This is a genomic window from Paraburkholderia sp. CNPSo 3281 (assembly GCF_024206515.1).
Taxonomy (GTDB): Bacteria; Pseudomonadota; Gammaproteobacteria; order Burkholderiales; family Burkholderiaceae; genus Paraburkholderia; species Paraburkholderia nodosa.
Map to the genome: position 1 here is coordinate 95,360 of NZ_JAMBPS010000012.1, position 23,636 is coordinate 118,995.

A 23,636-nucleotide genomic window follows, 5' to 3' on the forward strand; every position below is an offset into this window, starting at 1 on the left:
AGTCGCCCCTTACTGCGACGCGCCGCTGGATTTGGCCGGCGCCATCGCTCGCTCGCCCCCGCTCACCTGCGGCGCCGACGCACCGCCCTTCTCCACGACCGTTTTGCCGCCGGTCTGGGTCGAAGGGAGCGTTCCGGCGATCTTGAGCGGCACGTCGGGCACGACGCGGATCGCGCCGTCCACCACGATGCGCTCGCCGGCCTTCAGGCCATCGTTGATGAACCAGTTGTCGCCGCTCCAGTCGCCGACTTCGACCACTCGCTGCTTCGCCTTCGACTCATTGTCCACGACCCAGACGAAGTGGCTCTTCGCGCCCTGCAGCACCGAGCGTTGCGGCACGAGGATCGCATTCGGCCGCGTGGCGCCCGACACGCGCGCGCGCACGAACTGCCCCGGCCGCAGCGTACCCTTCGGGTTTGCAAGCGAGGCCCGCACGAGGAACGTGCCCGTGTCGGTACTGAACGCCGGATTCGCAAAGCTGATGGTGCCGTGCTGGGGAAATTCCGTGCCATCGGCGAGTATCACCGCCACCACGAACTCGCTGTTCGGCGGGAAGAGCAGCTTGCCCGCCGCAATCTCGTCCTGAAAGTGCAGCATTTCGTTTTCGGAAATGCTGAAGTTCACCCAGATCGGATCGAGCTGATAGACAAAGGTAAGGAGCCCAGATGAATTGGCGATCAGATAGCTGCCGTCCTGCTGTCTCGCATAGCTCGCGAGACCATCCAGCGGCGACTTGATCGTCGTGTAGCCGAGGTTGAGCTCCGCCGTCTCCACCTGCCCTTGCGCGGAAATCACCGCGGCCTGGGCCTGCTTCTCGTTGCCGATCGCGTCGTCGAGATCCTTCTGGCTCAATGCCTGTTGCGCGGCAAGCGGCTTGACCCGGGCAAGATTCTGCTGCGTGACCGTGAGCCGCGCCTGCTGCTGCGCAAGTTCGCCCCGCGCCGTTTGCAGCGCGGCCTGAAACGGCTTCGGATCCATCAGGAACATCGTCTGGCCAGCCTTCACCTTGTCGCCTTCGGAGTACGTCCGCCGGTCGAGAAAGCCGTCCACGCGCGCCCGAATTTCCACTTCACGCGAACTCTGTGCCTGCGCGGTGAACTCGAGTTGGACCGGGGTGTCCTGAGCCGTGACCGTCATCACCGTGACTTCCGGCGCGCCGAGCGCCGGCGGCCCCGATGCCTTCTTGCAGCCGGCGAAGAGCGTCAGCGCAATGGCGAAGAAGATTAGCGGCAGGCGGTCCCGGCGTGCCGCAACCCGGGGTAACGGTCGATGCTCGGGAAAGAACGGTCCGCTCATGAATGGCCTCCCGCAACGCGCTGGACCTGCGCATCGCCCCGGTACGCGCGCCATGGTCACCTCTTCGTTGCCCGCTTACTGTTCGCGATCCGGATCGGCAAGGATCCGCACACTACGCTAGACGCGACGCCGGCCGAGGCAGGACGGGGCCAGCCGACTTGCCGCTCCCGGACAATTGCCCACGCCGGTTATGACTTCCTCGATACATCGTGTCCCGATGATTTGCGCGAACACCGGAATGACTTTTTGTCTACTGGCTGGGGTGCCGCGCACGCGGCGCGCTCGAAAGCGCCACCGGCGCCACCCGGCGCTTTGGTATCGGCGCCGGATTGTCACGGCGCTCGTAGTCGTGAAGTTTGGTAGCGGTCCGGGGCAAAAACAATGAGACTTTGGTCCGATATCCCGCTGAGCACGCCTCTTGCTGTTCAGCCTCTTGCTGTTCACGGCGAAGACGCAGCGGTTGCCAATGCAACCGCCACGCGGCAAGCCCAGGTCAGGAGGGCGGCGCAAACCGGCTATGGGACTTTCCTCAACCGTTGAAGTTGAAAGCCACGCCGGGAGTGTGGCCGGACGCTGTCAATTGCAACCGTGACTATTCGCTGTCCGATAACAGGTCGTGCCGCCGGGCCCACGCGCGACGCCTTTTCCGTTGGCCGTCTTCGCCTCGCCGCCACGATTGTTTTGGGTCGTCCGAACGCCGTTCTGATTCGTCTGGGATGTCCAGGCGGTGCCCGTATTCCGGTTGTAACCGCCCGCGGAGGACCCATTGCCACAGACTGTTTGTCCACGGTTATTGGTCGCGCATTCCGCAAATGCGCTTGAACTGATGATTGAGCAAGCCACTAGCAATACGATCTTCATGGCGGTCTCCCGAAGGTTCTGCCAAAACGTGACTGGCGCATGATCGATGAAGCGTTGATCACCGTCCCGTCGCCGTCTCAAAGAGTGTAGGTCGTGTGCCAAGCGAAGGCCACCGACCGGATACCACTGCCCCTCGTTAGGGGAAACCCCTCTTCCGGAATAACGATAGGTAGATCAATTATTTGAAAATCGTATTCTTACCGCGTCAGAATGTGATTTCTGCATTCTTGTGCATCTCGACACCAACCGGAAGATGGAACTACGCCAGCTCGAAGCCTTTGCCGCAGTGATCACGACCGGCAGCGTCACCGCCGCCGGCCGCCTGCTGGGGCGCTCGCAGCCGGCGATCACGCGGCTGATCCAGGAGCTCGAAACCGAGGTCGGCTATGCGCTGTTCACGCGCAACGGCCCGCGCGTCACGCCGACCGGGCAAGGCATCCTGCTCTACGAGGACGTCGAGCACGTGCTGACGGGCGTGCAACAGATACGCAAGCGTGCCGGCGAAATTGGCCGCGGCGAAAGCCGCCCGCTGCGCATTGCCGCGACGTCAGCCCTCGCCGCCGGCCTTGTGCCCGTCGCGCTCGCGCGCACCGATCTCGCTGTCGCCGCGCAGACGATCCAGTTGCGCAGCATGGCCCCCGAACAGGTCGTGCACGATGTCCTGACCGGCGCGGCCGACATCGGTGTGGCGAGCCTGCCGCTTGAACATCGCGGCGTGGTCGTGCACTGGATCGGGCAATCCGCGTGCGTTGCGGCGCTGCGCGACGACGATCCGCTAGCCCGCTCCGACCGGCTGCCGCTGTCGGCCTGCGAGGGCCGGCGCATCGTCACGATGCAGAACCCGTATCGCCTGCGCCGCCGGCTCGATCATGCGTTCGCGCAGGCCGATGTCGCGCCGGCCGGACTGATCGAGACGAATTCGTCGATGAACGCGCTGACCGCGGTTCGCGCCGGTCTCGGCATCTCGGTGCTCGAACCGGTCACGGCCTACGGCATGCCGCTTGCCGGCGTCGCGATCCGCCCGATCGACGCCGACATTCCGTATTTCTTCGGCGTGATCTCGCGCGACGCCATCGCGCTGCCCCCCGCGGCCGTGACGCTCATCGACGCGCTCGCCGACGCAGCCCGCGCCGTGCTGCCCGATTTCGCGCTGCGCTCGAGCGCCGAGCACGCCCAAGTCCTGCAGTCGCTGTATGGCGATCTGCCCGCCACCAAGGAAGCTTTGCCGTAATGAATCCGACCACCCCGTCGTCCGCAGGTCTCGCCGCGCTCGAAGCCCGTCTGCGCGAGGATCTCGCGTGGCTCGAACTGCCCGCGAAGCGCTGGATACCCGAACGCACCCTCGAAGGCCGACCCGTGATCGACGTGGCGATCGTGGGCGGCGGTATGGCCGGGCTTGCGCTGGCTGCCGCGCTCGGCCATCTCGGCATCGACGCCGTCATCTACGATCAGTCGCCGCGCGGTTTCGAAGGGCCCTGGGCCACCACGGCGCGCATGGAAACATTACGTTCTCCGAAGCAGCTGACCGGCCCGGCGCTCGGCCTGCCCTCGCTCACGTTCCGTGCGTGGTTCGAAGCGCAGTTCGGCGTAGAGGCCTGGGATGCGCTCGACAAGATCCCGCGCCTGCAATGGATGGATTATCTGCGCTGGTATCGCGACGTGCTCGACATCGACGTGCGCAACGAACACCGGGTCACCGCAATCACGCCAGGCGCGCACGGCAGCGTCGCGCTGTCTGTCACGAGCGCCGCGGGCAGCGAAACCGTCCATGCGCGCCACGTCGTCCTCGCGACGGGCCGTGACGGCCTGGGCGGCCCTGCCGTGCCGGCATTCGTGCGCGATCTGCCGCGCCGCTTCTACGCCCACTCGTCCGATGTCATGGACTATGGCACGCTGCGCGGCAAGCGCGTCGGCGTCATCGGCGCGGGCGCATCGGCGATGGACAGTGCGGCCACCGCGCTGGAGGCAGGTGCGGCCTCGGTCGATCTGCTGATTCGCCGCGCGGACATTCCGCGCATCAACAAAGGCAAGGGCGCGGGCAATCCGGGCCTCACGCACGGCCATGCTGCGCTGTCCGATGAGTGGAAGTGGCGCATCCGCCACTACATCAACGTGCAGCAGGTGCCGCCGCCACGCGGCAGTACGCTGCGCGTATCGCGCCACGCCAACGCCCGCTTCAACCTCGGTGCGCCAATCACTGGTATTGAACAGGTAGACGACGGACTGATCATCAGCACACCGAAGGGCGACTTCGCACTGGACTTCCTTGTGTTCGCAACGGGCTTTCGCATCGATCTGGCGAGCCGCCCCGAATTCGCGCCGTTTGCGCGCCACGTCCGGGCGTGGAAAGACCGCTACGCGACGCCTGCCGGCGACGACGACATCGAGCTTGCCGATTCGCCCGACCTCGGACCGGTGTTCGAGTTCCAGGAAAAGACGCCCGGCGCGTGTCACGGCCTCGAACGCATCCACTGCTTTTGCGCGCCCGCGACGCTCTCGCACGGCGCGCTGTCGGGCGATATCCCGGCTGTCAGCGAAGGCGCGAAGCGGCTCGCACAGGGGCTTGCCGCGACCTTCTATCGAGAGGATGTCGAATTGCATTACGCCAACATGGCGGCCTTCGCCGAGCCGGAAATCGAAGGCGACGAATGGACGCCCGCGCCACCGCCTCCGGCACTCGCCGAGCGCGAAGCGAAATGAGCGCGTGAATCTGCCGTTTTCCGGAGTTGACCATGACATACGACACTGACGACATCGTCGATCGCGTTGCCGAACTGGCGCCCGACTCGCCCACCCGCGCATTGCGGCACCAGCGCGCCAAGGTGGTGGAAGCGACGCAAGGCAGTTACGACGCGCTGTTCGACCCCGCGCTGGAAGGCCTCACGCTAGTCGAGCGGTTGCTCGTCGCGCTTTACGCGAGCCGCCTCGCGCCTTCACCGGCGCTCGCTGTCCACTACCGCGCGGAACTGGCCGCACACGAAGTCGATGCGGCGACGCTCGCCGCCGTGGAAACGGGGACGCCCGAGGATCTCTCTGCGCCGCGCCTGCGCGCGATCCTCGCGTTCACTCGCACGCTGATCGAAAATCCGGTCGCCGGCGACAAGGCCGCGCTGCAGACGCTGCCCGCCGCCGGCTTGACGACGCCGGCTGTCGTCGCGCTCGCACAGCTGATCGCCTTCCTTTCGTACCAGACGCGCCTCGTCGCGGGTCTGCAAGCCCTCAAGCAGCTGGAGCGTGCATCATGAGCGACATTATCCGATCGCACGGCTTCACGAACGAAGCGCTGGACTGGGACGCGTGGCTCGACGTCGTCGACCTCGACCAGGCCACCACGGGTCAGATCGCCGTGCTCGAGGAAAGCCACCCCAAGGCAAAAGTCTCGGACTACTACCGGTTTCTCGTCCATCAGCCCGAAATCCTGCGACAGCGCTCCGCCGCGTTCAACGCGATCATGTACGCGCCCGGCGGCTTGCCTCGCGCGGAACGGGAGCTCTCGACCACCGTGGTTTCGCGGCTCAACGGCTGTGTGTATTGCGCGTCGGTGCACGCCCAGCGTTTCGAGCAGCTCGCCAGGCGCAACGACGTGATCCGGCAGGTGTTCGCCGATCCTCACAGTGCCGGCACGACCCGGCGCGAAGAGGCGATCGCCCGCTTCTCGGCCGCGTTGACCGAGCACCCGAACGAGATCGGGTCGGCCCAGTTGCAGGCATTGCGCGAGGCCGGTCTAACGGATGCCGAAATTCTCGACCTGATCCATTCGATTGCCATTTTCGCGTGGGCGAACCGCCTGATGCTCAATCTCGGCGAACCCGTGTTTCCCGAACCGACAGCCGCCTCCTGACCGGTCAACGCTGGACCGTCCTTCAACCAATACCCGGGGATAGCCGATGGGCACTCAACCTGGCATCAAGCCTGTCATCGTGGCCGCCGTGCTGGCCAATGCGATGGAGTGGTTCGACTTCACCATCTTCGCCGCGATGACGCCGATCATCAGCAAGCTGTTCTTTCCGGCCTCGCACGGCGCGGCGGGCGGGGATCTGAACGCGATCCTGCTGACCACGGCCCTGTTCGGCGCGGGTTTTTTCATGCGGCCCGTGGGCGGCGTGCTGCTCGGTCTCTACGGGGACACGTATGGCCGCAAGGCGGCCATGACGCTCGGCATGGGCATCATGGCGCTGGCCGCCGCGATCATGACCTTCGCGCCGACGTATGCAACGGCCGGTCTCGCCGCGCCGCTCCTGATGCTCGCGGCCCGGTTGCTGCAAGGGTTTTCGATAGGCGGCGAATTCGGCACGTCGACCGCGTTCCTGATCGAACTGGCGCCGCCGAATCGAACCGGCTTCTACGGCTCGTGGCAGATGAGCGGACAACTCATGTCGACGATGCTGGGCGCCGCGCTCGGTATGGTGGTCACGCAGGTGTTCACGCCCGGGCAGCAACTCGCGGGCGCCTGGCGCATCCCGTTCGCGGTCGGCCTGCTCATCGCGCCGCTGACCATCTATCTGCGCCGCCACGCAAGTGAAACCTATGCGCGCATCCACGCAACGCCGCATGCCCGCGCGACGGAGGCGGCCGCCGCCAGGCGCGGACTGTCCGACTATCTGATCGGGATGGGCATGGTGGTGGCGAGCACCGTCACGTTCTACGTCACGTTCGGCTACACCGTCACCTATGCGAAGCAGGTGCTCAAGCTGCCCGTATCGGAAAGCTTCATGGTGCAAATGATCGCGGCCATCGTCATGCTGATCGTCACGCCGATCGCGGGCGCGCTCTCCGACCGCTACGACCGCAAGACGCTGCTGGTCGGCTCGCTGGGCGCCTACCTGGTGGCGATCTATCCGCTCTATGCGTGGATCGTGGCGGCGCCGTCCGTCTCGCGGCTCCTCGTCGCGCAGATCGTGATCGGCGTGTTGAGCGCGACGTTCCTCGGCGTCTATTGCACGACGCTTGCCGAGATGTTCCCCAAGCGCACGCGCGCGACCTCGCTTGCGGTGGTCAATAACGTCGTCGTCCTGATCTTCGGCGGCTTTGCGCAGACGTTCGTGACCTGGCTCATCATGCTCACGGGCTCGCCGCTGGCGCCGGTGCTCTATGTGATGATCGGCATCGCGCTCAGTCTCGTGGCCGTTGTGGCGCTGAAGCCGGGTCATTTCAGGCGGGGTAGCGCAAACGCTGCTCAAACCACCGGATGAGGCAGCGGGCTTTTCCAGGCTGAAGGGGGGTGAGGACTGGCGCGTGCCGTGACGCGGCCCCTCACGTCACCTTTCTGTCGTCAGGATTCCGTCGCCGTCCGACGCCGTCTGTGCGTTCGACGTGTTCCCTACACGCTCGATCTGCACTTGCATCGACCGTGCGTCGGTCAACCCCAGCGCTTTCGCCGCGGCATAAGAGAGATCGATGATCCGGCCTTTCACGTAGGGGCCGCGATCGTTGATGCGCACCACGACCGACTTTCCGGTTGCGACCGATCGGACGCGCACATAGCTGCCGAGCGGCAAGGTTCGATGGGCAGCAGTGAATGCGCCGGTATTGAAGCGCTCTCCGTTTGCGGTCTCATGCCCCTGGAACTTCTCCGCATACCAGGATGCCTCGCCGGATTGCACCACCTCGTGCCGCATATGACAGGATTCACCCCGGCACGCCGCTTGCCGGGACGCCATTTGTCCGCAAGCTGTGAATAACGCACAGATTGCGAAAACGCTCAAATAGCGCAGTGATGGCGTCATGGACCACATGTCAGTGAGTGAGCAATGGCTCAACGTTCTCAAAGGTGCTGAGCATACCGCGTGCCCGGCCGATATAAAATCCTGGCAACTTTTCAGGTTTCATGCAATGGGCTCGCAAGTCCGACCCTCTTATCGTGGCGAGCCCCCGAAAAAGCCCCCCTCGATACGGAGGAAGGGCCTCGCCAACGCAATGGCTTACTGGCCGAAGTAAATCGGCTTCATGCTGTCACCGGCGGTAGGCGCACCCGACGCCGACGCACCGCCCGCCATCCCGCCGTAACTGCTCGCGCCGTTCTGCGCGGCCACGCGTGCTTCGGCAGCCTGGATATCGGCTGGATAGTTGGTGTTGTCGCCATCACCTGGGCGGTAGCCCGCCTGTTCGAGCTGGACAAGCTCGGCGCGGACCTGCTCAGGCGTCACGGCGCTGTTCGATTGTGCGAACGAAACAGCCGGAGCAGCCAGGACGGTAAGGATAACGAAGGTTTGACCAAAGAATTTCATGATGAGGTTCCTCTAACGATTGCCACGTAGGGTGCGACAAGCTTGAACTGATGCGCAGGTTCAATACGCTCTCGCAAATTTTCCCGCGCCCCCGCTGGCCTCCATTACTTGACGGAGGCCTGATTCCCCGTTCGTTGTGTCCGCCACGTTTTTGTTTGCACTGCCCAGCGGCCTGAGTCGAATCCACCCGAAGCGCAGGCTGCACCGTGGGTCCGTTGCCACCATGCATGATGATCGAAATTGCGCAGAAAATCGGCGCGGCGACGCTCTCGGAGGTAGTGCGCCGTCACGCCAGCCACCGCGATCGCGAGTACGATCGTGCCGGCGGCCATACCCAGCCCTGTTGGGTCCACGTCAGCCTCCCCGGTTACATCGCAGCGCTTGCGCGCCTCATGTGTCGTTGGACGCTCAGCCGTGGTAGTAGCCGTCGCCGACGGAGTTTTCCAGCACGCCGTCGACATACACGCCAACCGGGTCGCCATCGGCGGACGTGAGCAGCGAGCCGGGGTGCTGGCCGATGATTTTGATCCGGCCACCCTGGAACCTGGCCATCTCCCGGTAGTCGAGTTCTACCGACTCTTGAATGTCGCGGATGGTGAGCGTGGTCATGATGGGTCTCCTGGAGCAGGACGATTGCAGGAACAGGGAAGCGGCAAGCCGCCTGCAGCACGCCATGCAGATGTCATGCCAACCGGGAGCGCTCCGCGCAGCGCCCTTCCCGACGTGCATCGCGATGATGCGAGTCTGGGCGCGCCCATCACCTGGCCAGGCGATGTTGGGCAATCGCCAACAGGCCGGCCGCGTCGCGCGGCAGTCGGCCAGGTACGGTCATTCGTGGGCAGCCTGGCGCGCGGCGATCCGCGCATCGAGCGCCGTGCGCAATGCGCTCACCACGTCGGCCCACTCGCCGCGGCGCGTTTGGCGGAACAGACGCGCATCCGCGTACCACGGGCTGTCGTCGCGATTCAGTTGCCAGCGCCAGTCCGGTGTGAACGGCAGTGCAATCCACACGGGCTTGCCGAGCGCGCCCGCCAGATGCGCGACCGCCGTATCGACGGCGATTACCAGATCGAGTTGCGCGACGAGCGACGCCGTCGCCGAAAACGTCGTCAGGCGCGCGCCGGCGTCGATCAGCCGGCCACGCTGCACGAGTTCGTCCATGCATGCGCGGTCGCGCTCGCGCAGCTCTTTTTGCAGCGACACGAAGCGCACATCGGCGTCGAAAAGCGGCAGGAGTTGCGCAAGCGGTATCGAGCGATTGCGATCGTTTGCGTGCGTCGTGCTGCCCGACCAGACCAGGCCGACGCGCAGCCGCCGATCGTCATTGTCTTCGGCGCCACTCACGTCGAACCACGACGCGCGCGCCGCGGCGTCGGCGTCCGCGCTGAGATACGCGCCCGAAGTCGCAAAATCCGCTTCGCGCAGCGCGAGTGCGTGTGGCAGGCTCAACATCGGCACGTGGTAGTCGTACGCAGGCAGCGCGGACGAATCGCCAATTACACTGGCCGCGCCCGCCAAGTTCTGCAGCAACGGCAGCAGCGCGTCCTGCACGCGCACGACCACGTTCGCGCCTTTCGCGTGCAGGCGGTCGACGAAGCGCGCGAACTGCAAGGTGTCGCCGAGACCTTGTTCTGCGTGCACGAGCACGGTCTTGCCCGCAAGCGGCTGGCCCTTCCATTGCGTCGCGTCGGGGAAATCGTGCGTCATCGTGCCGTCGCGCCAGCGCCATTCGTATTCGCGCCAGCCGTGCTCGAATTCGCCGAGCAGCAGATTGGTCTGCGCGCGATTCGTGCGCGCACCGGCGTCGTTCGTGTCGATCGATATTGCCTTCTTGAACTGGCGCAGCGCGTCGTCGAAGCGATGCAGATCGCGCAACGCGACGCCCAGGTTCACGTACGCGGCGACGAAATTCGGCTTGAGTTCGATCGCCCGCCGATACGCGTCGAGTTCCTCGTCGTAGCGGCCCAGCTCGCCGAGCAGCGTGCCGCGGTTGTAGTGCACTTCCGCGGCGTGCGGATAGCGACGCGCGAGGCGCGCGAGATACGCGAGCGCGGCCTCGGCCTCCTCCAGCTGGATAAGCGACATGGCCGCGCCGTGCAGCGCTCCGGCCTGATCGGGCGCGAGCGCCAGCAGGCGTTCGTAGAGCGCCACGGCTTGGATGTGACGCTGCGCGAGCTGGCAAATGCGCGCGGCCTGCTGCAACTGCTCCGGAAGCGTTGCGGCCGGTTGTGCTGCGCGCCAGGCGAACTCGGCGGCGCCCGCGTAATCCTCGCGCGCGGCGTAGACGAAGGACATCGCTTCCAGCGCACCCGCGTGATCGGGATGCGCTTGCAGGATCGATTGCAGGTCGTGCTCCGCGGCGTCGATGCGGCCGGCGGTGAAATGCTGCTTCGCCTGGGCGAGCAGCGCGACGATGGTGTCAGTCATGGGTACGCGGGGCGCTCGCGCCCGAATGCATGGATGAGGGCTCAAGGCGGCATTTTACCTCAGCCGCGCCCGCTCAGTTTCGTCGCACCCCGTCGCCGGGAATCTTGCCAGGGAACCGCGCAGTCGATTTGAAACGTGGAACAACGCGTATTTCTTCGCGTTATTCATTCACGGTAATAATCAGGAATATGGATCGCAAAATGTTTCCAGAAATTACGATCAAAATACGATAAATAGCGCGTTTCCATTAGCGCATGGGCGTGAGCAAAGCCCCTTGTTTTACTGGATATTTCTATCTCTCAGGCTGCGGATGTAATAGTCTGGAACAGGTAAGGCAATGTTAGCCAATAATCGTGGCAGGCATGCCACATTTTCTGAAAATCATTCTGGATATCGCGTTATGCTCCGCTCGCTCGCATTCGAGCGATAAACAAAGCAATGGAGTCACGATGAAAAAGAACACCCTATCCGCTCTCGCAGTCGCCGCAGCTTCTTTCGCCAGCGCCGCACACGCGCAAAGCTCGGTTACGCTTTACGGTTTGATTGACGCGGGCGTCCTGTACACGAGCAACCAGTCGGGCAGCGCGAACGTGCAACAGTCGAGCGGCGCGCTCAACGGCAACCGTTGGGGCCTGCGCGGTAGCGAAGACCTCGGCGGCGGCATCAAGACGATCTTCGTGCTCGAGAACGGCTTCAGCATCTCGACCGGCGCGGCGAAGCAAGGTAGCCGCATGTTTGGCCGCCAGGCGTTTATCGGTCTTTCGAGCGACCAGGCCGGCGCGGTCACGCTGGGTCGTCAGTACGACAGCGTGGTCGACAACCTGGGCGGACTGTCGCTGAACGGCACGCAGTACGGCGGCACGCTCGCCGCGCACCCGTACGACAACGACAACCTCAACAACTCGTTCCGCGTGAGCAATTCGCTCAAGTACCAGAGCGTGAACTACGGCGGCCTCAAGTTCAATGCACTGTACGGCTTCTCGAACGCCGCCGGCGGCTTCGCGAACAACCGCGCATACAGTGTCGGCGCCACGTACTCGTTCGGCGGCCTCAAGGCAGGTGCGGGCTATCTTCAGCTGAACAACTCGGGTTCGACCATCAACAGCAGCGGCGCGGTCAGCGACGACGCCACCTTCTCCGCTTCGCGTCAGCGCACCTACGGCGCCGGCCTGAACTACGCCTTCGGCGCAGCCAACGTGGGCTTCGTGTTCACGCAGACGCAGCTGAGCAATCTCACGGCCATCAACTCGTCGAACTCGGGCTCGAGCTCGACGACTTCGCTCGGCGGCAACAGCGCGCGCTTCAGCAACTATGAACTCAATGGCCGCTATGCGTTCACGCCGGCGTTCACCGTGTCGGGCGCTTATACGTACACGGACGCGAGCCTGGAAGGCGTGAATCCGAAGTTCCATCAGTTCACGCTGCAGGGCGACTACGCGCTTTCGAAGCGTACCGACCTGTACGCCGAAGCCGCGTATCAGCGTGTCGTGGATGGCGAGGGCAAGATTCACGCGGACATCATGGGCGTTTCCGCGTCGGATTCGAACTCGCAAGCCGTGGCGACCGTGGGCATTCGCCATCGCTTCTAACGCGACGATCGCTCGCAACGTGAGCGCCGCGCAAGCGGCGGACTAAGCATGGGCGGGCAGACGTTTCGGCGCCCGCCCGCCCATGTGCTTTCCCGATACGCCACGCTGACGCGCAAACACAGGCTATTATCGATTCAGGTTCGTCGCGAGCGCGTCAAGCAATTCCCTGGCTTCTTGCAAGTCTGCCGTTCCGAAACCTTCCGTGAACGAGTCATACACAGGAGCGAGTATCTGCCGGGCTGCATGCATGCTTCCTTCTTCCTTGAGAAGCGCAGCCAGGCTCAACGCCGCACGAAGTTCGAGCGATCTGGCACCCCGGCCGCGAGCCGTTGCCATGGCTTCGTTGAAACTCGCCTGCGCTGCATCGCGCTGCGCGGCTGCGCCGGTGGCAAGGCCCGCTGAAAGCAGCGACAGCTCGCCTTTCAGGCGGTACAGCTCGGGCTCGTGATACCGTTCGTCCGACGTTTCGCAAGCCGAGAGTGCCTCGGACAGCGCATGTTGCCCGGCGTCGCGCAAACCCGCCCTTGCATAGGTTTCAGACAACAACGCCAGAAAGTACGAGCGGCCAAGGCGAGCGCCTGTCGCTTCATAGTCGGTGAGGCCCCGGCGCACTTGCGCAATCCCCTCTTCTTTTTTCCCTGCCTCCGATAGCGCCCAGCCGTGGAGCATGGTCGCCCACGCGAGAATCATCGGAAAGCCTTGCTCCGTCGCAAGGGCGATGGCGGCCTCAGCGCAGGCATCAGTTTGCGTGGCCTCGCGACGCAATTGATGAAGCTCGGCCTTGAAAATGAGCGTTTGTCCGAGACTGACCAGATCGTGTAACGAGCGGGCGCGAGTGAGCGCTTGTTCTGCATGCCTTAACGCCCCGTCCGGGTAGCCCATATGCCAAAGAACGAGGCCCAGGCTGCCTTCGCCCACGCTTCGCGGATCCCGCCCGTGCGCAAAGATTTCCTCATCGAGGTGCCCGGCGTCCTGCAGCAGAGAAGACTTCGCCAGGCCGGCCAGGTAGGCATGTGCGGATGGAAGCTCACCGAGCCTGAACAAGCTCATGCCGAGCAGATAGTGCGCTTCCATGACTTGCGTGGGATTCTCAGCGCGCTCTGCCAGTGCGAGCAGCCGCTCGGCGATTTCTTTGGCCGTTTTATATTCAGCGCTCAACTGATAAAACATCCGCAGCCCGGTTTGAGCGCGGAACAAATGCGGCGTTTGCCCAGCCAGCCTGCACAGCTCCAGCGCGCGCGAATACGTCGCCTCCACGTCGCGCGAGGCCCATCCTCTCGCGGCCATCAAGGCTGGCCCGATGGCGAGCCGCAATGCGAGCTCCCGATCGGCGCGTTCGGGCGTTTCAGGCAGGCCTGAGAGCAGATCGAGCGCCATGCCGAGTTGGCGAAGCGCCTCGGAGTTTGCCGAGCGCTGCCACGCCTGTTGACCGGCGCGATGCAAATACTCGACCGCTTTCGGTACGTTGCCGCTGAGGCTATAGTGATGCGCGAGTTCGTTCCAGTAGTCCTTGATGCGTCCATCGAAAAGCGCCTCTATCGCCTGACCGATGCGTTCGTGCAGCAGCCGGCGACGCTCGGCAAGCATCGAACCGCCCGCCACTTCCTGCGTCAACGCATGCCTGAAGCCGTATTCCACCGCCGGAAAAGCGGGCTGCTCGTAAATGAACTCCCCCGCTTCCAGACGTGACAAGCTCGCGTGCAGTTCGTCGTCGGACAGGTCGACGACACACCGGACAAGATTTTCCGGGAACGTCTTCCCAATCACCGCGAGCGTCTGCAATAAATCTTTGTCGACGGCGAGCAGCCGATCGATACGCGACGCGAGCACGCCCTGTACCGTGGTCGGGATATGTAGCGCAGCCGGCGCCACTTCCATGCGGTAGTGGCCAGGCGCCCCCACGAGCACGCGTTCCTCGGCCAATGTCTGCACCACTTCTTCAATAAAAAACGGATTGCCTTCCGTCTTGTCGAGCACATGCTGCTTGACGCCAACGAGCGTCCGGTCGTCGCCGACGAGCGCGCTGATGAGCCCCTGTGCATCGGCACGATCCAGCGGCTCCAGCACCCGTTGCGCATACCCGGCGCGATCGCCCCATTCATGCTGATACTCCGGGCGATAGTTCAGCAGCAACAGAAGGTGCGCACTCGATACGCGCTCAACGAGGTAAGCAAGGAAGGCTTGCGTCTCGCTGTCGAGCCACTGCAAGTCCTCGAACACCAGGACCACGGGTTCGTTCGCGCTTTCGCGCACGAAGAGCTGCGTGATCGCCTCGAACGTGCGGTCGCGCCGGATTTGCGAATCCATTTGCGCGAGAGCCGGACCGGGTTCACCAATCGCAAGCAGATGAAGCAAATACGGCACACCGTCCTCGAAATTGCGGTCGAGGGAGAGCACCCGGCCCGTCACCTTTTCGCGGCATCGCCGTTCGTCGTCTTCCGATGTGATCTGAAAGTAGTTCTTCAGCAATTCGACGAGTGGCAAATACGCGAACGACTTGCCGTGCGAGACCGAGAATGTCTCCACCACGAGGCACCCTTTTAGCGCCGAGCGTTTGAACTCGTGAAAAAGCCTCGATTTCCCCACGCCCGCTTCGCCGACTACGCCGACGATGCTGCATTGCCCGGCGCGCGTCGCATCGAGCGCCCTGCGCAATGAATCGAGTTCAGGCTCGCGACCGATGAACCGGGCCAACCCGCGCCGCTCGGCCACCTGAAGGCGGGTGCGTAGCACGCCCGGCCCCTGCACCTCGTAGACGGCAAGCGGCTCGACCACGCCTTTGACCTGTGTCCGGCCCAAGGCCTTGAACTCGAAATAGCCCTCGGTCAGCCTGTAGGTGGACTGGCTCACCAGTATCGACGCAGGGGTAGCAATGGCCTCCATGCGCGAGGCGATGTGGATCGTGTTGCCGACGGGGTCATAGTCCGCTTGCAAGTCGTTCTTGTGGATGGACCGCATGAGGACCTCTCCGGTGTGGACACCCACCCGGATCTGCAAGGGAATGCCGCGCTCGAGGCGAATGCGGTCGCTATGACGACGCATCGCCTGCTGCATTCTGAGCGCCGCGTAGAGCGAGCGCTGCGGATGATCCTCGTGCGCGATCGGCGCGCCGAACAAGGCCAGAATGCCGTCGCCGAGCAATTTCGCTACGAAGCCCTCGTAATGGTGAACGGCCTCCATCATCAACTCGAGGACGGGGGCGATCAGCCGATGCGCCTCTTCCGGATCCAGGCCGTATATGAGTGCCGTCGAGCCGGCCATGTCCGCAAACAGCGCGGTAATGGTCTTACGTTCGCTGACGGCCTTGCCGCGGGCTTCGAGGGCCGCCTGCGCAGCCTGGACCTGCTCGGCCAGGTGCGAAGGCGTGTAATCGGCAGGGGGCCGAAGCGACGGCGTATGAGCGACGATGGCGCCACACTGCTCGCAAAATCTCGCGCCGTCGCGGCATTCGAAGCCACAATTTGTGCAGCGCATATGGCCCCTGATCTCGAGAGACGCCCTCCATGGCAATTACCATTAAAAGCTCAATCGATCGAGGCATCAAGCTGACTCGCAAGCGCGTTTAAGTCGTCCACCACGAAATCCCAGGCCTCCTCCGCCTTCAGGTCGGTTTTCTGAGCGGGACCGTGCTCGGTCGGCCGCACGACGAAAGCGGTCGAAAGGCCGAGCCGGCGCGCCGCGGCCAGGTCGCCGTTATGTGCCGCGACGAGGCACAGTTCGGCGGGCGCGAGACCCAGAATGTCCGCTGTCTCGCTGTACACCTGCGGCGAGGGTTTGTACGCGCGCACCACTTCGGCGCCGAGAATGGCGTCCCATGGCAGACCGGCGCGCCTGGCCACATCCACCATGAGCCGGATGTTGCCGTTCGACAAGGGGGCGATGATGAAGCGACGTTTCAGGCGATTCAGCGCCTCGACCGCGTCCGGCCATGGATCGAGACGATGCCAGGCCAGGTTGAGTTCGTCGATCTCGGCGTGAGTCACGCCGGCAATACCGCAACGCGCCAGCACCTTCACGAGGTTCTCGCGATGCAGTACGTCGAGGCGCACGTAGGGCCGGCGTCCGCTGCGGATTTCCTCCATGGAAGGCGAATACTCGCGCCGCCAGGCGTCGGCGAACTCGAAAGCATCGAGGGTCGGCGCGTGGCGCTGCAGAAAAGCGGCGGCTTCCCTCGCGACGCCGCTTCGCCAGTCCACAACGGTGCCGAAGACGTCGAATACAAGAGCCTTGATTTCGGTAGGGTTCGTCATAGGGGGCAGAATGGGGAGTGGATCGGAGCACGGCATGGCGAACCGCCTCGGCCAGGCGGCAAAGGCGGCGCAACACACATTCAAGCACTCAAACCGGAATCGCGCTGACTGCTGCGCCACTACCCCGCGCGCTTCAGGCCGCTTCGACCTCCAGCTCGCACCCTGGAATCGCGGCGAGCAGCGCACGCGTATAAGGGTGGCGCGGCGCGCGCCAGATATCCTGATGGTCGCCGCTCTCGACGATCTTGCCCTGTTGCATCACGTGCACACGGTCGGCGATATAGCGCACGACCGAAAGATCGTGCGAGATGAAGAGCATGGAAAGCCCCAGCTCGCGTTTGAGTTCGACGAGCAGATTGAGGATCTGCGCCTGGATCGAGACGTCCAGCGCCGATACCGGCTCATCGCAGATCAACAACGCGGGTTCGAGCACGAGCGCGCGCGCAATGCCGATGCGCTGACGCTGCCCGCCCGAGAATTCATGCGGAAAGCGCGCGAGCGCCGCCGCGGGAAGGCCCACGCGCTCGAGCGCCGAGCGCACACGTACACGGCGCGCCGCTGCGTCGCCAACCCCATTCACGCCCAGCACGGTTTCGAGAATGTCGCCCACGGTGCGGCGCGGATTCAGCGATGCATAGGGATCCTGAAAGACCATCTGCACCTTGCGCCGCAATGGCCGCAACGCGCGCTCGCCGAGCGGGACGAGCTCAGTGCCGTCAAGCGCGATCGAGCCGCCCGCAACCGGCACGAGGCGCATGATCGCGCGCGAAAGCGTGGACTTGCCGCAGCCCGATTCGCCCACGAGCCCGACCGATTCGCCCCGGCCGATATCGAACGAGACGCCGTCGACGGCATGAAGCGCCGGCGCGCCATGGCGCTGCGGGTACGCCACGCGCAGGTCGCGCACGGCGAGCATTGGCACGGCGTCTGTCGACTGAAGGCTCGATGCTGTACGCTCGGGCACCTTGCGCGGCACCACCACGAAGCCCGCCTCCTCGCCGGCGTGATCTGCCCGATCGGCCGATGCCGTGTGGCGGATTTCCGGCAAGGTCCACGAGCGGTAGTGCAGATCATCGGCGAGATTGAGCGAAGCGCCCAGGAGCCCTCGCGTATAGGCGTGGCGCGGACGCGCAAAGAGATCCGCCGTCGGCGCTTCTTCGACCTTGCGCCCGGCCAGCATCACCGCCACGCGGTCCGCATGATCGGCCACGACGCCCAGGTCGTGCGTGATCAGCAGGAGCGACATCGACAGCTCGCGCCGCAGCGCATCGAGCAGTTCGAGGATGCGCGCCTGGATCGTCACGTCGAGCGCGGTGGTGGGTTCGTCGGCGATCAGCAGACGCGGGCGGCACGCCACGGCCATCGCGATCATCACGCGCTGTCGCTGGCCGCCCGACAGCTCGTGCGGGTAGTCGTCGAAGCGGCGCTGCGGCTCGGCAATGCGCACGAGATCGAGCAGTTCGACGGCGCGCGCGCGAGCGGCCCGGCGCGACAGCGCGTCGTGCTGGCGCAGCGTTTCCACGATCTGCGCGCCGACGCTGAGCACGGGATTCAGCGAGGTCATCGGCTCCTGAAAGATCATCGAGATCTGTTTGCCGCGCAGCTCGCGCACCGACCTGGGCGGCAAGCCCAACAGCTCGCGCCCTTCGAAGCGCACGCTACCCGTGACGCGCCCGGGCTCGGGAACGAGCTGCATGAGCGAAAGCGCCGTGGCGGATTTGCCGCTGCCCGATTCGCCCACCAGCGCGAGCGTCTCGCCCGCCGCGATGTCGAAGCTCACCCCGCGCACCGCTTCGTGCGCCCCAAAACTCACGCGCAGATCGCGCACTTCAAGCAATTGGCTCACGGGACACCTTTACGGTCGTTGCCGCTGGCGCGGATTGAGGGCCTCGGTCAGGCCGTCGCCGAGCAGATTGAGGGCGAGCACCGCGAGCACGATGGCCGCGCCGGGAATCGCCGTGAGATACCACGCGGTGCGCAGCGAATCGCGTCCGGCGCCGATCATCGCCCCCCAGCTCATCACATTGGGGTCGCCCATGCCGAGGAACGACAGCGACGATTCGATCAGGATTGCGCTCGCCACCATCACCGAAGCCGTGACGATCACGGGAGGCAGCGCGTTGGGCAGGATTTCGCCAAAAATGATTCGCGTGTTGCTGAACCCCTGGCTGCGCGCGGCGAGCACGAAGTCCGAGCGACGCAGCGTGCGGAATTCCGCACGCACGATACGCGCGACCGTGGGCCACGAAGCAATACCGATGGCGAGTGCGATCACCACCACGTTGGGCCGCCCGATCGCCACGAGCACGATCACCAGCAAAAATGACGGTACGGTCTGGAACAGTTCGGTGAGACGCACCAGTGCGTCGTCGATCAGGCCTCCGAAATAGCCGCCGATGGCGCCCACGAGCGTGCCGATCACCAGTCCGATGCTTGCCGAGGTCGCGCCGATCAGCAGCGAGACGCGTGCGCCATGCGCGATGCCGGCCGCCACGTCGCGCCCGAGCGAATCGGTGCCCAGCCAGAATTGCGGGTCGCTGCCCGGCCATTCGAACGGCCCGCCCACCATGTCGAGCGGGTCGCCTGGGTAGAGCCGCGGCGCGAGCACGGCGAGCACAACGAATGCTGCAAGCAGCACAAGGCCGGCGCAGGCCGAAGGGTTACGCAGCAGCGCACGCCAGAAAGCGTGCCCGCTGCGGCGCGCGGGTGCGCTGTCGCGATCGGCGCCGCGGCGGCCAAGCAGCGCGAACGCCAACTGACGCCGCCAAGGCGAGCCCTGGCCCGCGTCTGCACGTCGTGCGTCGACCGGCAGATCCGGCGATTCGAAACTCATTGCGGTTCCTCCGTTACCCCATGCGCGGATCGAGCCACGCCTGCAGCAGATCGACCACGACGTTCGCGACGATGACGAGCAGCGACGACAGCAACAGCACGCCCAGCAGCACGCTGAAGTCACGCGCCAGCACCGCGTCGAGTGCAAGGCGGCCCAGGCCGGGCCAGCTGAACACCGTCTCCGTCACCGCTGCGCCACCAAGCAGCGTGCCGAAATGCAGCCCCACGAGCGTGGTGAGCGGCATCAGCGCGTTACGCAGCACGTGCCGCAACGTCACGCGCCACGGATGCAGACCTTTGGCCTGCGCCGTGCGCACGAAATCCTGCCGCTGAACTTCGATCATCGCGGCACGCGTAATGCGTGCGTAGATCGCGACGAAGAAGGTGGCGAGCGTCGCCGCGGGCAGCAACACGTGCTTTGCAACATCGGCGACGTATGCGAGGCCGTGCAGGTCCGCACCGATCGTGACGTTGCCGCCGCTCGGCAGCCACCCGAGCCGGACCGCGAACAGAATGATGGCGAGCAGGCCGATCCAGAACCCAGGCGTCGAATAGAACAGCAGCGCGAACACCGACAGCACGCGATCGGGCCACTTGCCGGCCCAATGCGCCATCACGGCGCCGAGCACGACGCCGGCGACGAGTGCGAGCGAAAGCGCCACGCCCATCAGCAGCAAGGTGTTGGGCAAGCGCGAGAGAATCAGCTGCATCACGGGCATGTCGTAACGCGGCGAATAGCCAAGGCTGAAGTGCGCGAGATGCTTCAGGTACGTCCCGAGCTGCACGAGCAAAGGCTGGTCGAGCCCGAACTTCGCGCGCAGCATGGTCATCGTTTCCGTCGTCGCGGAGCCGGCTTCGCCGGCGATCACGTCGGCGGCGTCGCCCGGCATCAGCTTGAGCAGGAAGAAGTTGAGGATCACGATGCCCAGCACCGTCGGCAGCGCCTGCCAGGCTGTGCGGCGCAGGATCGTTTGCCAGCGGGCGCTTCGGCTCATCGTCGGGCTCCGTCAAGGGTTGCGATGCACGTCAGGCGCGCGGTCAGGCGCTCAGCCAGACATCGGCAAAGTTGCCTTCCAGGCCTTGCGCGCTCACCGTGTGATCGTGCACGCGCCGGTTGGCGAGCGTGACCATGCGCGGCGCGACGAGGTTGAGGATCGGCAGATCGCGATAAACAGTCTGCTGGAACTGTTTGTAGAGGCTCACGCGGCGGCTTTCGTCGATTTCAATTGACGCCGCTTCGAGCAGACGATCCGCTTCCGGGCTGCTGTAATGCGGCGCATTCGAGAACGGCACGCCGGGGCGGATATTCTTCGACCAGTAAAGGCGCTGGACGCCCACGGCCGGATCGAACAGCGTGTTGACGCCGATGCTCGTGAAGTCGAACTGGCGGTCGGCGTAGACACGCTTGAGGAACGACGGCAGATCCTGCGAGCGCACCGTGACGTCGATCCCCACGCGCGCGAGCGCCGATTTTACGTAGCCGGCCTGGCGCTGGTACATGTCGCCATACGGCAGGTAATCATGCGTCAGCTTGAAGCGTATGCCATCCGCGCCGCGCGGCTTGCCCGCGGCGTCGAGCAGCGCCTCGGCAGCAAGCGGGTCGAATGCGTAGGGCGTGAGCTGCGCATCGTGATACGGCGAAGCGGGCGTGATGGGCGTGGGCGAGACGTCCGCATAACCATAGGCCACGGTCTTTTGCACGACCTGCGCATTGATTGCGTGCGCGATGGCCTGGCGCACGCGCGGGTCCTTCAAGACCGGATGATCGAGATTGAAATCGATCTCGGCCAAAGGCTCGAGGAAGCGGTAGCCGCGTGTTTCGGTCACGAGCTGCGGCAATTGCGTGAGGCGCGGTAAGTCGATAAGCGGCACGGGGTTCTCGCCGCCCAGATCGAGCGCGCCGGTTTCGAACGCCGCCGAGCGCGCGGCCGGATCGGGAATGACTTTGTAGACGAGCGCATCGATATACGGCTTGCCCGCGTCCCAGTAGTCGGGATTGCGCTCGTAGACAATGCTCGCGCCGCGCGTCCACGACTTGAAGCGAAACGGGCCGGTGCCAATCGGCGCGTTGTTGTGCGGGTTCGTGAGCGGATCGCCCGTGGCATACAGATGCTTCGGCGCGATCGGCGACTCGCCCGCCGAAAGCGCCTTGAGCAGAAATGGCGCGGGCTTCGACAATTCAATGATGGCCGTGCTGGCGTCGGGCGTCTGCACGTTCGTGACGTTCGCAAAGGTACTGCGTCCGCGCGGGTGAATCGCTTTGAGCAAGTCGACCGAAAACGCCACGTCCGCGGAAGTGAACGGCTGGCCATCGTGCCAGCGCACGTTCTGCCGGAGCTTGAACGTGTAGCGCAGACCATCGGGGCTTACGGTCCAGGCGGTCGCGAGTTGCGGTTGTGGGCGCAGGTCGAAATCATAAGCAAGGAGTCCTTCCAGTACCTTCGAGCTTGCGGCGAGCGCCGGTCCCGTGGTCTGGAAGATCGACACCAGCACGGGCGGCTCGGGATTGATCAGCACGTTCAACGTGCCACCGCGTTTGCGTGTAGTCGCGCCCTGGGCGCGGGCAAGCGCAGGCAACCCTGCGGCCGCCGCCGCGCCGCTTGCGATAAGAAATTCACGACGGGTCAAACGTGACATGCTGATGCGTTCCGATATCAGTGAGGCTAAGCGAAGTTAAACGTTGCGATCTGCGAGAGCCGGGAAATTCGCGCCGTGGCGACAGTGCTGCCATCGTAGCAACGGCTTCCTCGCGCGCTAACCAAGCGATGCTGCTATCCATATGACCCGGTGCGCCGAAGCAGCAGCGCGGCAACTCAATTGGAAAGCAGAAAAGCTTCTTTGTTATTCGCGAGCGGCGCGTGTTTAATCAATAGATCGACCGATCGACCCGCAAGGCGCCCGGCGCCGCAACGAACCTCCAAGGTGTCTGTCTTGAGTGAAATTCCCGTGGCCGAGAAGCCGCGCACGTCTTCCGCGGCATCGACGCCCTTCGTGCCCGTAACCTCCCCCGCCGCCTATTCCGATAGCCCCGTGGCGCGTGCATTCGCGCAGCCGCTTATGCTGGGGCTGTTCCTGCCGATTCAGGCTGGCGGCTGGAGCGCATCCACGCTGCCGCGCGGAACGGACTGGTCGTTCGACTACAACGCCGCGCTCGTGCAGAAGTGCGAAGCGCTCGGGTTCGATCTCGTATTCGCCCTGTCGCAATGGCTGCCAAAAGGCGGCTATGGCGGCGTGTTCGACGGCCATGCGCTCGACTCGTTCATGACGCTCGCGGCGCTGACCGCACGCACCGAGCGCATCATCCTGGCCGCCACGACCCATGTGCTCTACGGGCCGTGGCACCCGCTGCACTTCGCGAAGTTCACAGCTACGCTGGACCACATCTCGCGCGGACGCTGGGGCATCAACGTGGTCACGGGGCACCGCGCCGTCGAACACGCAATGTTTGGCTGGAATCGCATCGAGCACGATCGACGCTATGAGATGGCCGCCGAATTTCTCGACGCCGTGCAGCAGTTGTGGGCGCAACCGGACAACTTCAGTTTCGAGCCGGAACTTTCGGGTTGGCGCTTGCAAGGCGCGTACGTTACGCCCAAGCCGCGCTATGGACGCCCGCTGCTCATCAACGCGACGGGCTCCGACGCTGGGATCGACTTCGCCGCGCGCTACTCCGATGTCGTGTTCATCACGAGCCCGACGGGACCGCAGATCGATCGCGCGCTGGAAGCGCTGCCTGCGCACACCGCGCGTGTGAAGGGCGCGGCGCGCGCGTATGGGCGCGAGGTGCGCACCCTGATCAATCCGATGGTGATCTGCCGCGAGACCGCCGCCGAGGCGCGCGCCTATCACGACGCCATCGTCGCGCACGCCGACGAAGGAAGCTTTCACCGCTTCGACAGCGACGCGCACGCATGGCGCGGCGGTCTCGAGGATCGCGCGAAGGCGGCCTCCCGCGCGGTGGGCGGCAACATCGCGATCGTGGGCTCGCCCGAGGAGGTAGCCGACAAGATCATCAAGCTTCACGCGGCAGGCATCGACGGCGTGCAACTGAGCTTCTACGATTTTCAGCCCGACCTCGACTTCTTCGGCGAGCGCGTGCTGCCTCTGTTGCACGAGGCTGGCCTACGCCGCTGAATTGTGTGCTCGCGGCGCCC

The 23,636-nt window shown here is 64.6% G+C and carries 16 protein-coding genes and 1 pseudogene; 6 read left to right on the top strand and 11 right to left on the bottom strand.

The window, feature by feature from the left end; genetic code table 11:
- Positions 1-9 precede the first annotated feature (9 nt).
- The gene (locus tag M3I56_RS15300) at positions 10-1,296 is read right to left on the bottom strand and encodes an efflux RND transporter periplasmic adaptor subunit (RefSeq protein WP_254354690.1); all 1,287 of its coding nucleotides are present in this window, start codon (positions 1,294-1,296) and stop codon (positions 10-12) included.
- A gap of 1,114 nt (positions 1,297-2,410) precedes the next feature.
- Between M3I56_RS15300 and M3I56_RS15305 the strand changes: the two genes are divergently transcribed.
- The 4 genes and pseudogenes from M3I56_RS15305 to M3I56_RS15325 all read left to right on the top strand — a co-directional run bounded on the left by M3I56_RS15305 (position 2,411) and on the right by M3I56_RS15325 (position 7,349).
- On the top strand, positions 2,411-3,388 hold the full coding sequence (locus M3I56_RS15305; RefSeq protein ID WP_254354691.1) for a LysR family transcriptional regulator: 978 nt from the start codon (positions 2,411-2,413) through the stop codon (positions 3,386-3,388).
- On the top strand, positions 3,388-4,857 hold the full coding sequence (locus M3I56_RS15310; protein WP_254354692.1) for an NAD(P)/FAD-dependent oxidoreductase: 1,470 nt from the start codon (positions 3,388-3,390) through the stop codon (positions 4,855-4,857). The genes M3I56_RS15305 and M3I56_RS15310 overlap by 1 nt, the downstream gene beginning before the upstream one ends.
- 32 nt (positions 4,858-4,889) lie before the next feature.
- A pseudogene (locus M3I56_RS41640) lies at positions 4,890-5,998 on the top strand (CMD domain-containing protein).
- A gap of 46 nt (positions 5,999-6,044) precedes the next feature.
- Complete coding sequence (locus tag M3I56_RS15325) at positions 6,045-7,349, top strand: MFS transporter (RefSeq protein WP_254354695.1); 1,305 nt, start codon at positions 6,045-6,047, stop codon at positions 7,347-7,349.
- A gap of 66 nt (positions 7,350-7,415) precedes the next feature.
- Here the strand turns inward: M3I56_RS15325 and M3I56_RS15330 are convergent, their stop codons facing one another.
- From M3I56_RS15330 to M3I56_RS15345, 4 genes are all read right to left on the bottom strand, one after another.
- Positions 7,416-7,883: a septal ring lytic transglycosylase RlpA family protein gene (locus M3I56_RS15330; protein ID WP_254354696.1), complete on the bottom strand. Its 468-nt coding sequence runs from the start codon at positions 7,881-7,883 to the stop codon at positions 7,416-7,418.
- Positions 7,884-8,078: 195 nt separating this feature from the next.
- A complete protein-coding gene (locus M3I56_RS15335; RefSeq protein ID WP_254354697.1) occupies positions 8,079-8,384 on the bottom strand; it encodes a DUF4148 domain-containing protein in 306 nt (101 codons plus the stop codon).
- Between the two features lie 408 nt (positions 8,385-8,792).
- Positions 8,793-8,993, bottom strand: a complete 201-nt coding sequence (locus M3I56_RS15340) for a hypothetical protein (RefSeq protein ID WP_254354698.1) — start codon at positions 8,991-8,993, stop codon at positions 8,793-8,795.
- Positions 8,994-9,212: 219 nt separating this feature from the next.
- Positions 9,213-10,811 carry a tetratricopeptide repeat protein gene (locus M3I56_RS15345; RefSeq protein WP_254354699.1) on the bottom strand — a complete coding sequence of 533 codons (1,599 nt, stop codon included), beginning with the start codon at positions 10,809-10,811 and terminating at the stop codon, positions 9,213-9,215.
- Positions 10,812-11,260: 449 nt separating this feature from the next.
- On the opposite strand from M3I56_RS15345, the gene M3I56_RS15350 reads away from it, so the two are divergent.
- Positions 11,261-12,400, top strand: coding sequence for a porin (locus M3I56_RS15350; RefSeq protein ID WP_254354700.1), 1,140 nt, complete (start codon positions 11,261-11,263; stop codon positions 12,398-12,400).
- Between the two features lie 126 nt (positions 12,401-12,526).
- Here the strand turns inward: M3I56_RS15350 and M3I56_RS15355 are convergent, their stop codons facing one another.
- From M3I56_RS15355 to M3I56_RS15380, 6 genes are all read right to left on the bottom strand, one after another.
- The gene (locus M3I56_RS15355) at positions 12,527-15,874 is read right to left on the bottom strand and encodes an AAA family ATPase (RefSeq protein WP_254354702.1); all 3,348 of its coding nucleotides are present in this window, start codon (positions 15,872-15,874) and stop codon (positions 12,527-12,529) included.
- Between the two features lie 50 nt (positions 15,875-15,924).
- Positions 15,925-16,650, bottom strand: coding sequence for a haloacid dehalogenase type II (locus tag M3I56_RS15360; protein WP_254354741.1), 726 nt, complete (start codon positions 16,648-16,650; stop codon positions 15,925-15,927).
- A gap of 133 nt (positions 16,651-16,783) precedes the next feature.
- The gene (locus M3I56_RS15365) at positions 16,784-18,496 is read right to left on the bottom strand and encodes an ABC transporter ATP-binding protein (RefSeq protein WP_254354703.1); all 1,713 of its coding nucleotides are present in this window, start codon (positions 18,494-18,496) and stop codon (positions 16,784-16,786) included.
- A gap of 9 nt (positions 18,497-18,505) precedes the next feature.
- Positions 18,506-19,483 (bottom strand): ABC transporter permease, encoded by a 978-nt coding sequence (locus tag M3I56_RS15370; protein WP_254354704.1) that lies wholly within the window; start codon positions 19,481-19,483, stop codon positions 18,506-18,508.
- A 13-nt stretch (positions 19,484-19,496) separates the two neighbouring features.
- Positions 19,497-20,477, bottom strand: a complete 981-nt coding sequence (locus M3I56_RS15375) for an ABC transporter permease (RefSeq protein ID WP_254354705.1) — start codon at positions 20,475-20,477, stop codon at positions 19,497-19,499.
- A 43-nt stretch (positions 20,478-20,520) separates the two neighbouring features.
- The gene (locus M3I56_RS15380) at positions 20,521-22,119 is read right to left on the bottom strand and encodes an ABC transporter substrate-binding protein (RefSeq protein WP_254354706.1); all 1,599 of its coding nucleotides are present in this window, start codon (positions 22,117-22,119) and stop codon (positions 20,521-20,523) included.
- Between the two features lie 303 nt (positions 22,120-22,422).
- Between M3I56_RS15380 and M3I56_RS15385 the strand changes: the two genes are divergently transcribed.
- Positions 22,423-23,616 carry an LLM class flavin-dependent oxidoreductase gene (locus M3I56_RS15385; protein ID WP_375541730.1) on the top strand — a complete coding sequence of 398 codons (1,194 nt, stop codon included), beginning with the start codon at positions 22,423-22,425 and terminating at the stop codon, positions 23,614-23,616.
- Positions 23,617-23,636 lie beyond the last annotated feature (20 nt).

Coding starts and splice junctions, on each gene's coding strand:
- M3I56_RS15300 (WP_254354690.1), bottom strand. CDS start 1,296: ATGAGCGGACCGTTCTTTCCCGAGCATCGACCGTTACCCCGGGTTGCG.
- M3I56_RS15305 (WP_254354691.1), top strand. CDS start 2,411: ATGGAACTACGCCAGCTCGAAGCCTTTGCCGCAGTGATCACGACCGGC.
- M3I56_RS15310 (WP_254354692.1), top strand. CDS start 3,388: ATGAATCCGACCACCCCGTCGTCCGCAGGTCTCGCCGCGCTCGAAGCC.
- M3I56_RS15325 (WP_254354695.1), top strand. CDS start 6,045: ATGGGCACTCAACCTGGCATCAAGCCTGTCATCGTGGCCGCCGTGCTG.
- M3I56_RS15330 (WP_254354696.1), bottom strand. CDS start 7,883: ATGACGCCATCACTGCGCTATTTGAGCGTTTTCGCAATCTGTGCGTTA.
- M3I56_RS15335 (WP_254354697.1), bottom strand. CDS start 8,384: ATGAAATTCTTTGGTCAAACCTTCGTTATCCTTACCGTCCTGGCTGCT.
- M3I56_RS15340 (WP_254354698.1), bottom strand. CDS start 8,993: ATGACCACGCTCACCATCCGCGACATTCAAGAGTCGGTAGAACTCGAC.
- M3I56_RS15345 (WP_254354699.1), bottom strand. CDS start 10,811: ATGACTGACACCATCGTCGCGCTGCTCGCCCAGGCGAAGCAGCATTTC.
- M3I56_RS15350 (WP_254354700.1), top strand. CDS start 11,261: ATGAAAAAGAACACCCTATCCGCTCTCGCAGTCGCCGCAGCTTCTTTC.
- M3I56_RS15355 (WP_254354702.1), bottom strand. CDS start 15,874: ATGCGCTGCACAAATTGTGGCTTCGAATGCCGCGACGGCGCGAGATTT.
- M3I56_RS15360 (WP_254354741.1), bottom strand. CDS start 16,650: ATGACGAACCCTACCGAAATCAAGGCTCTTGTATTCGACGTCTTCGGC.
- M3I56_RS15370 (WP_254354704.1), bottom strand. CDS start 19,483: ATGAGTTTCGAATCGCCGGATCTGCCGGTCGACGCACGACGTGCAGAC.
- M3I56_RS15375 (WP_254354705.1), bottom strand. CDS start 20,477: ATGAGCCGAAGCGCCCGCTGGCAAACGATCCTGCGCCGCACAGCCTGG.
- M3I56_RS15380 (WP_254354706.1), bottom strand. CDS start 22,119: ATGTCACGTTTGACCCGTCGTGAATTTCTTATCGCAAGCGGCGCGGCG.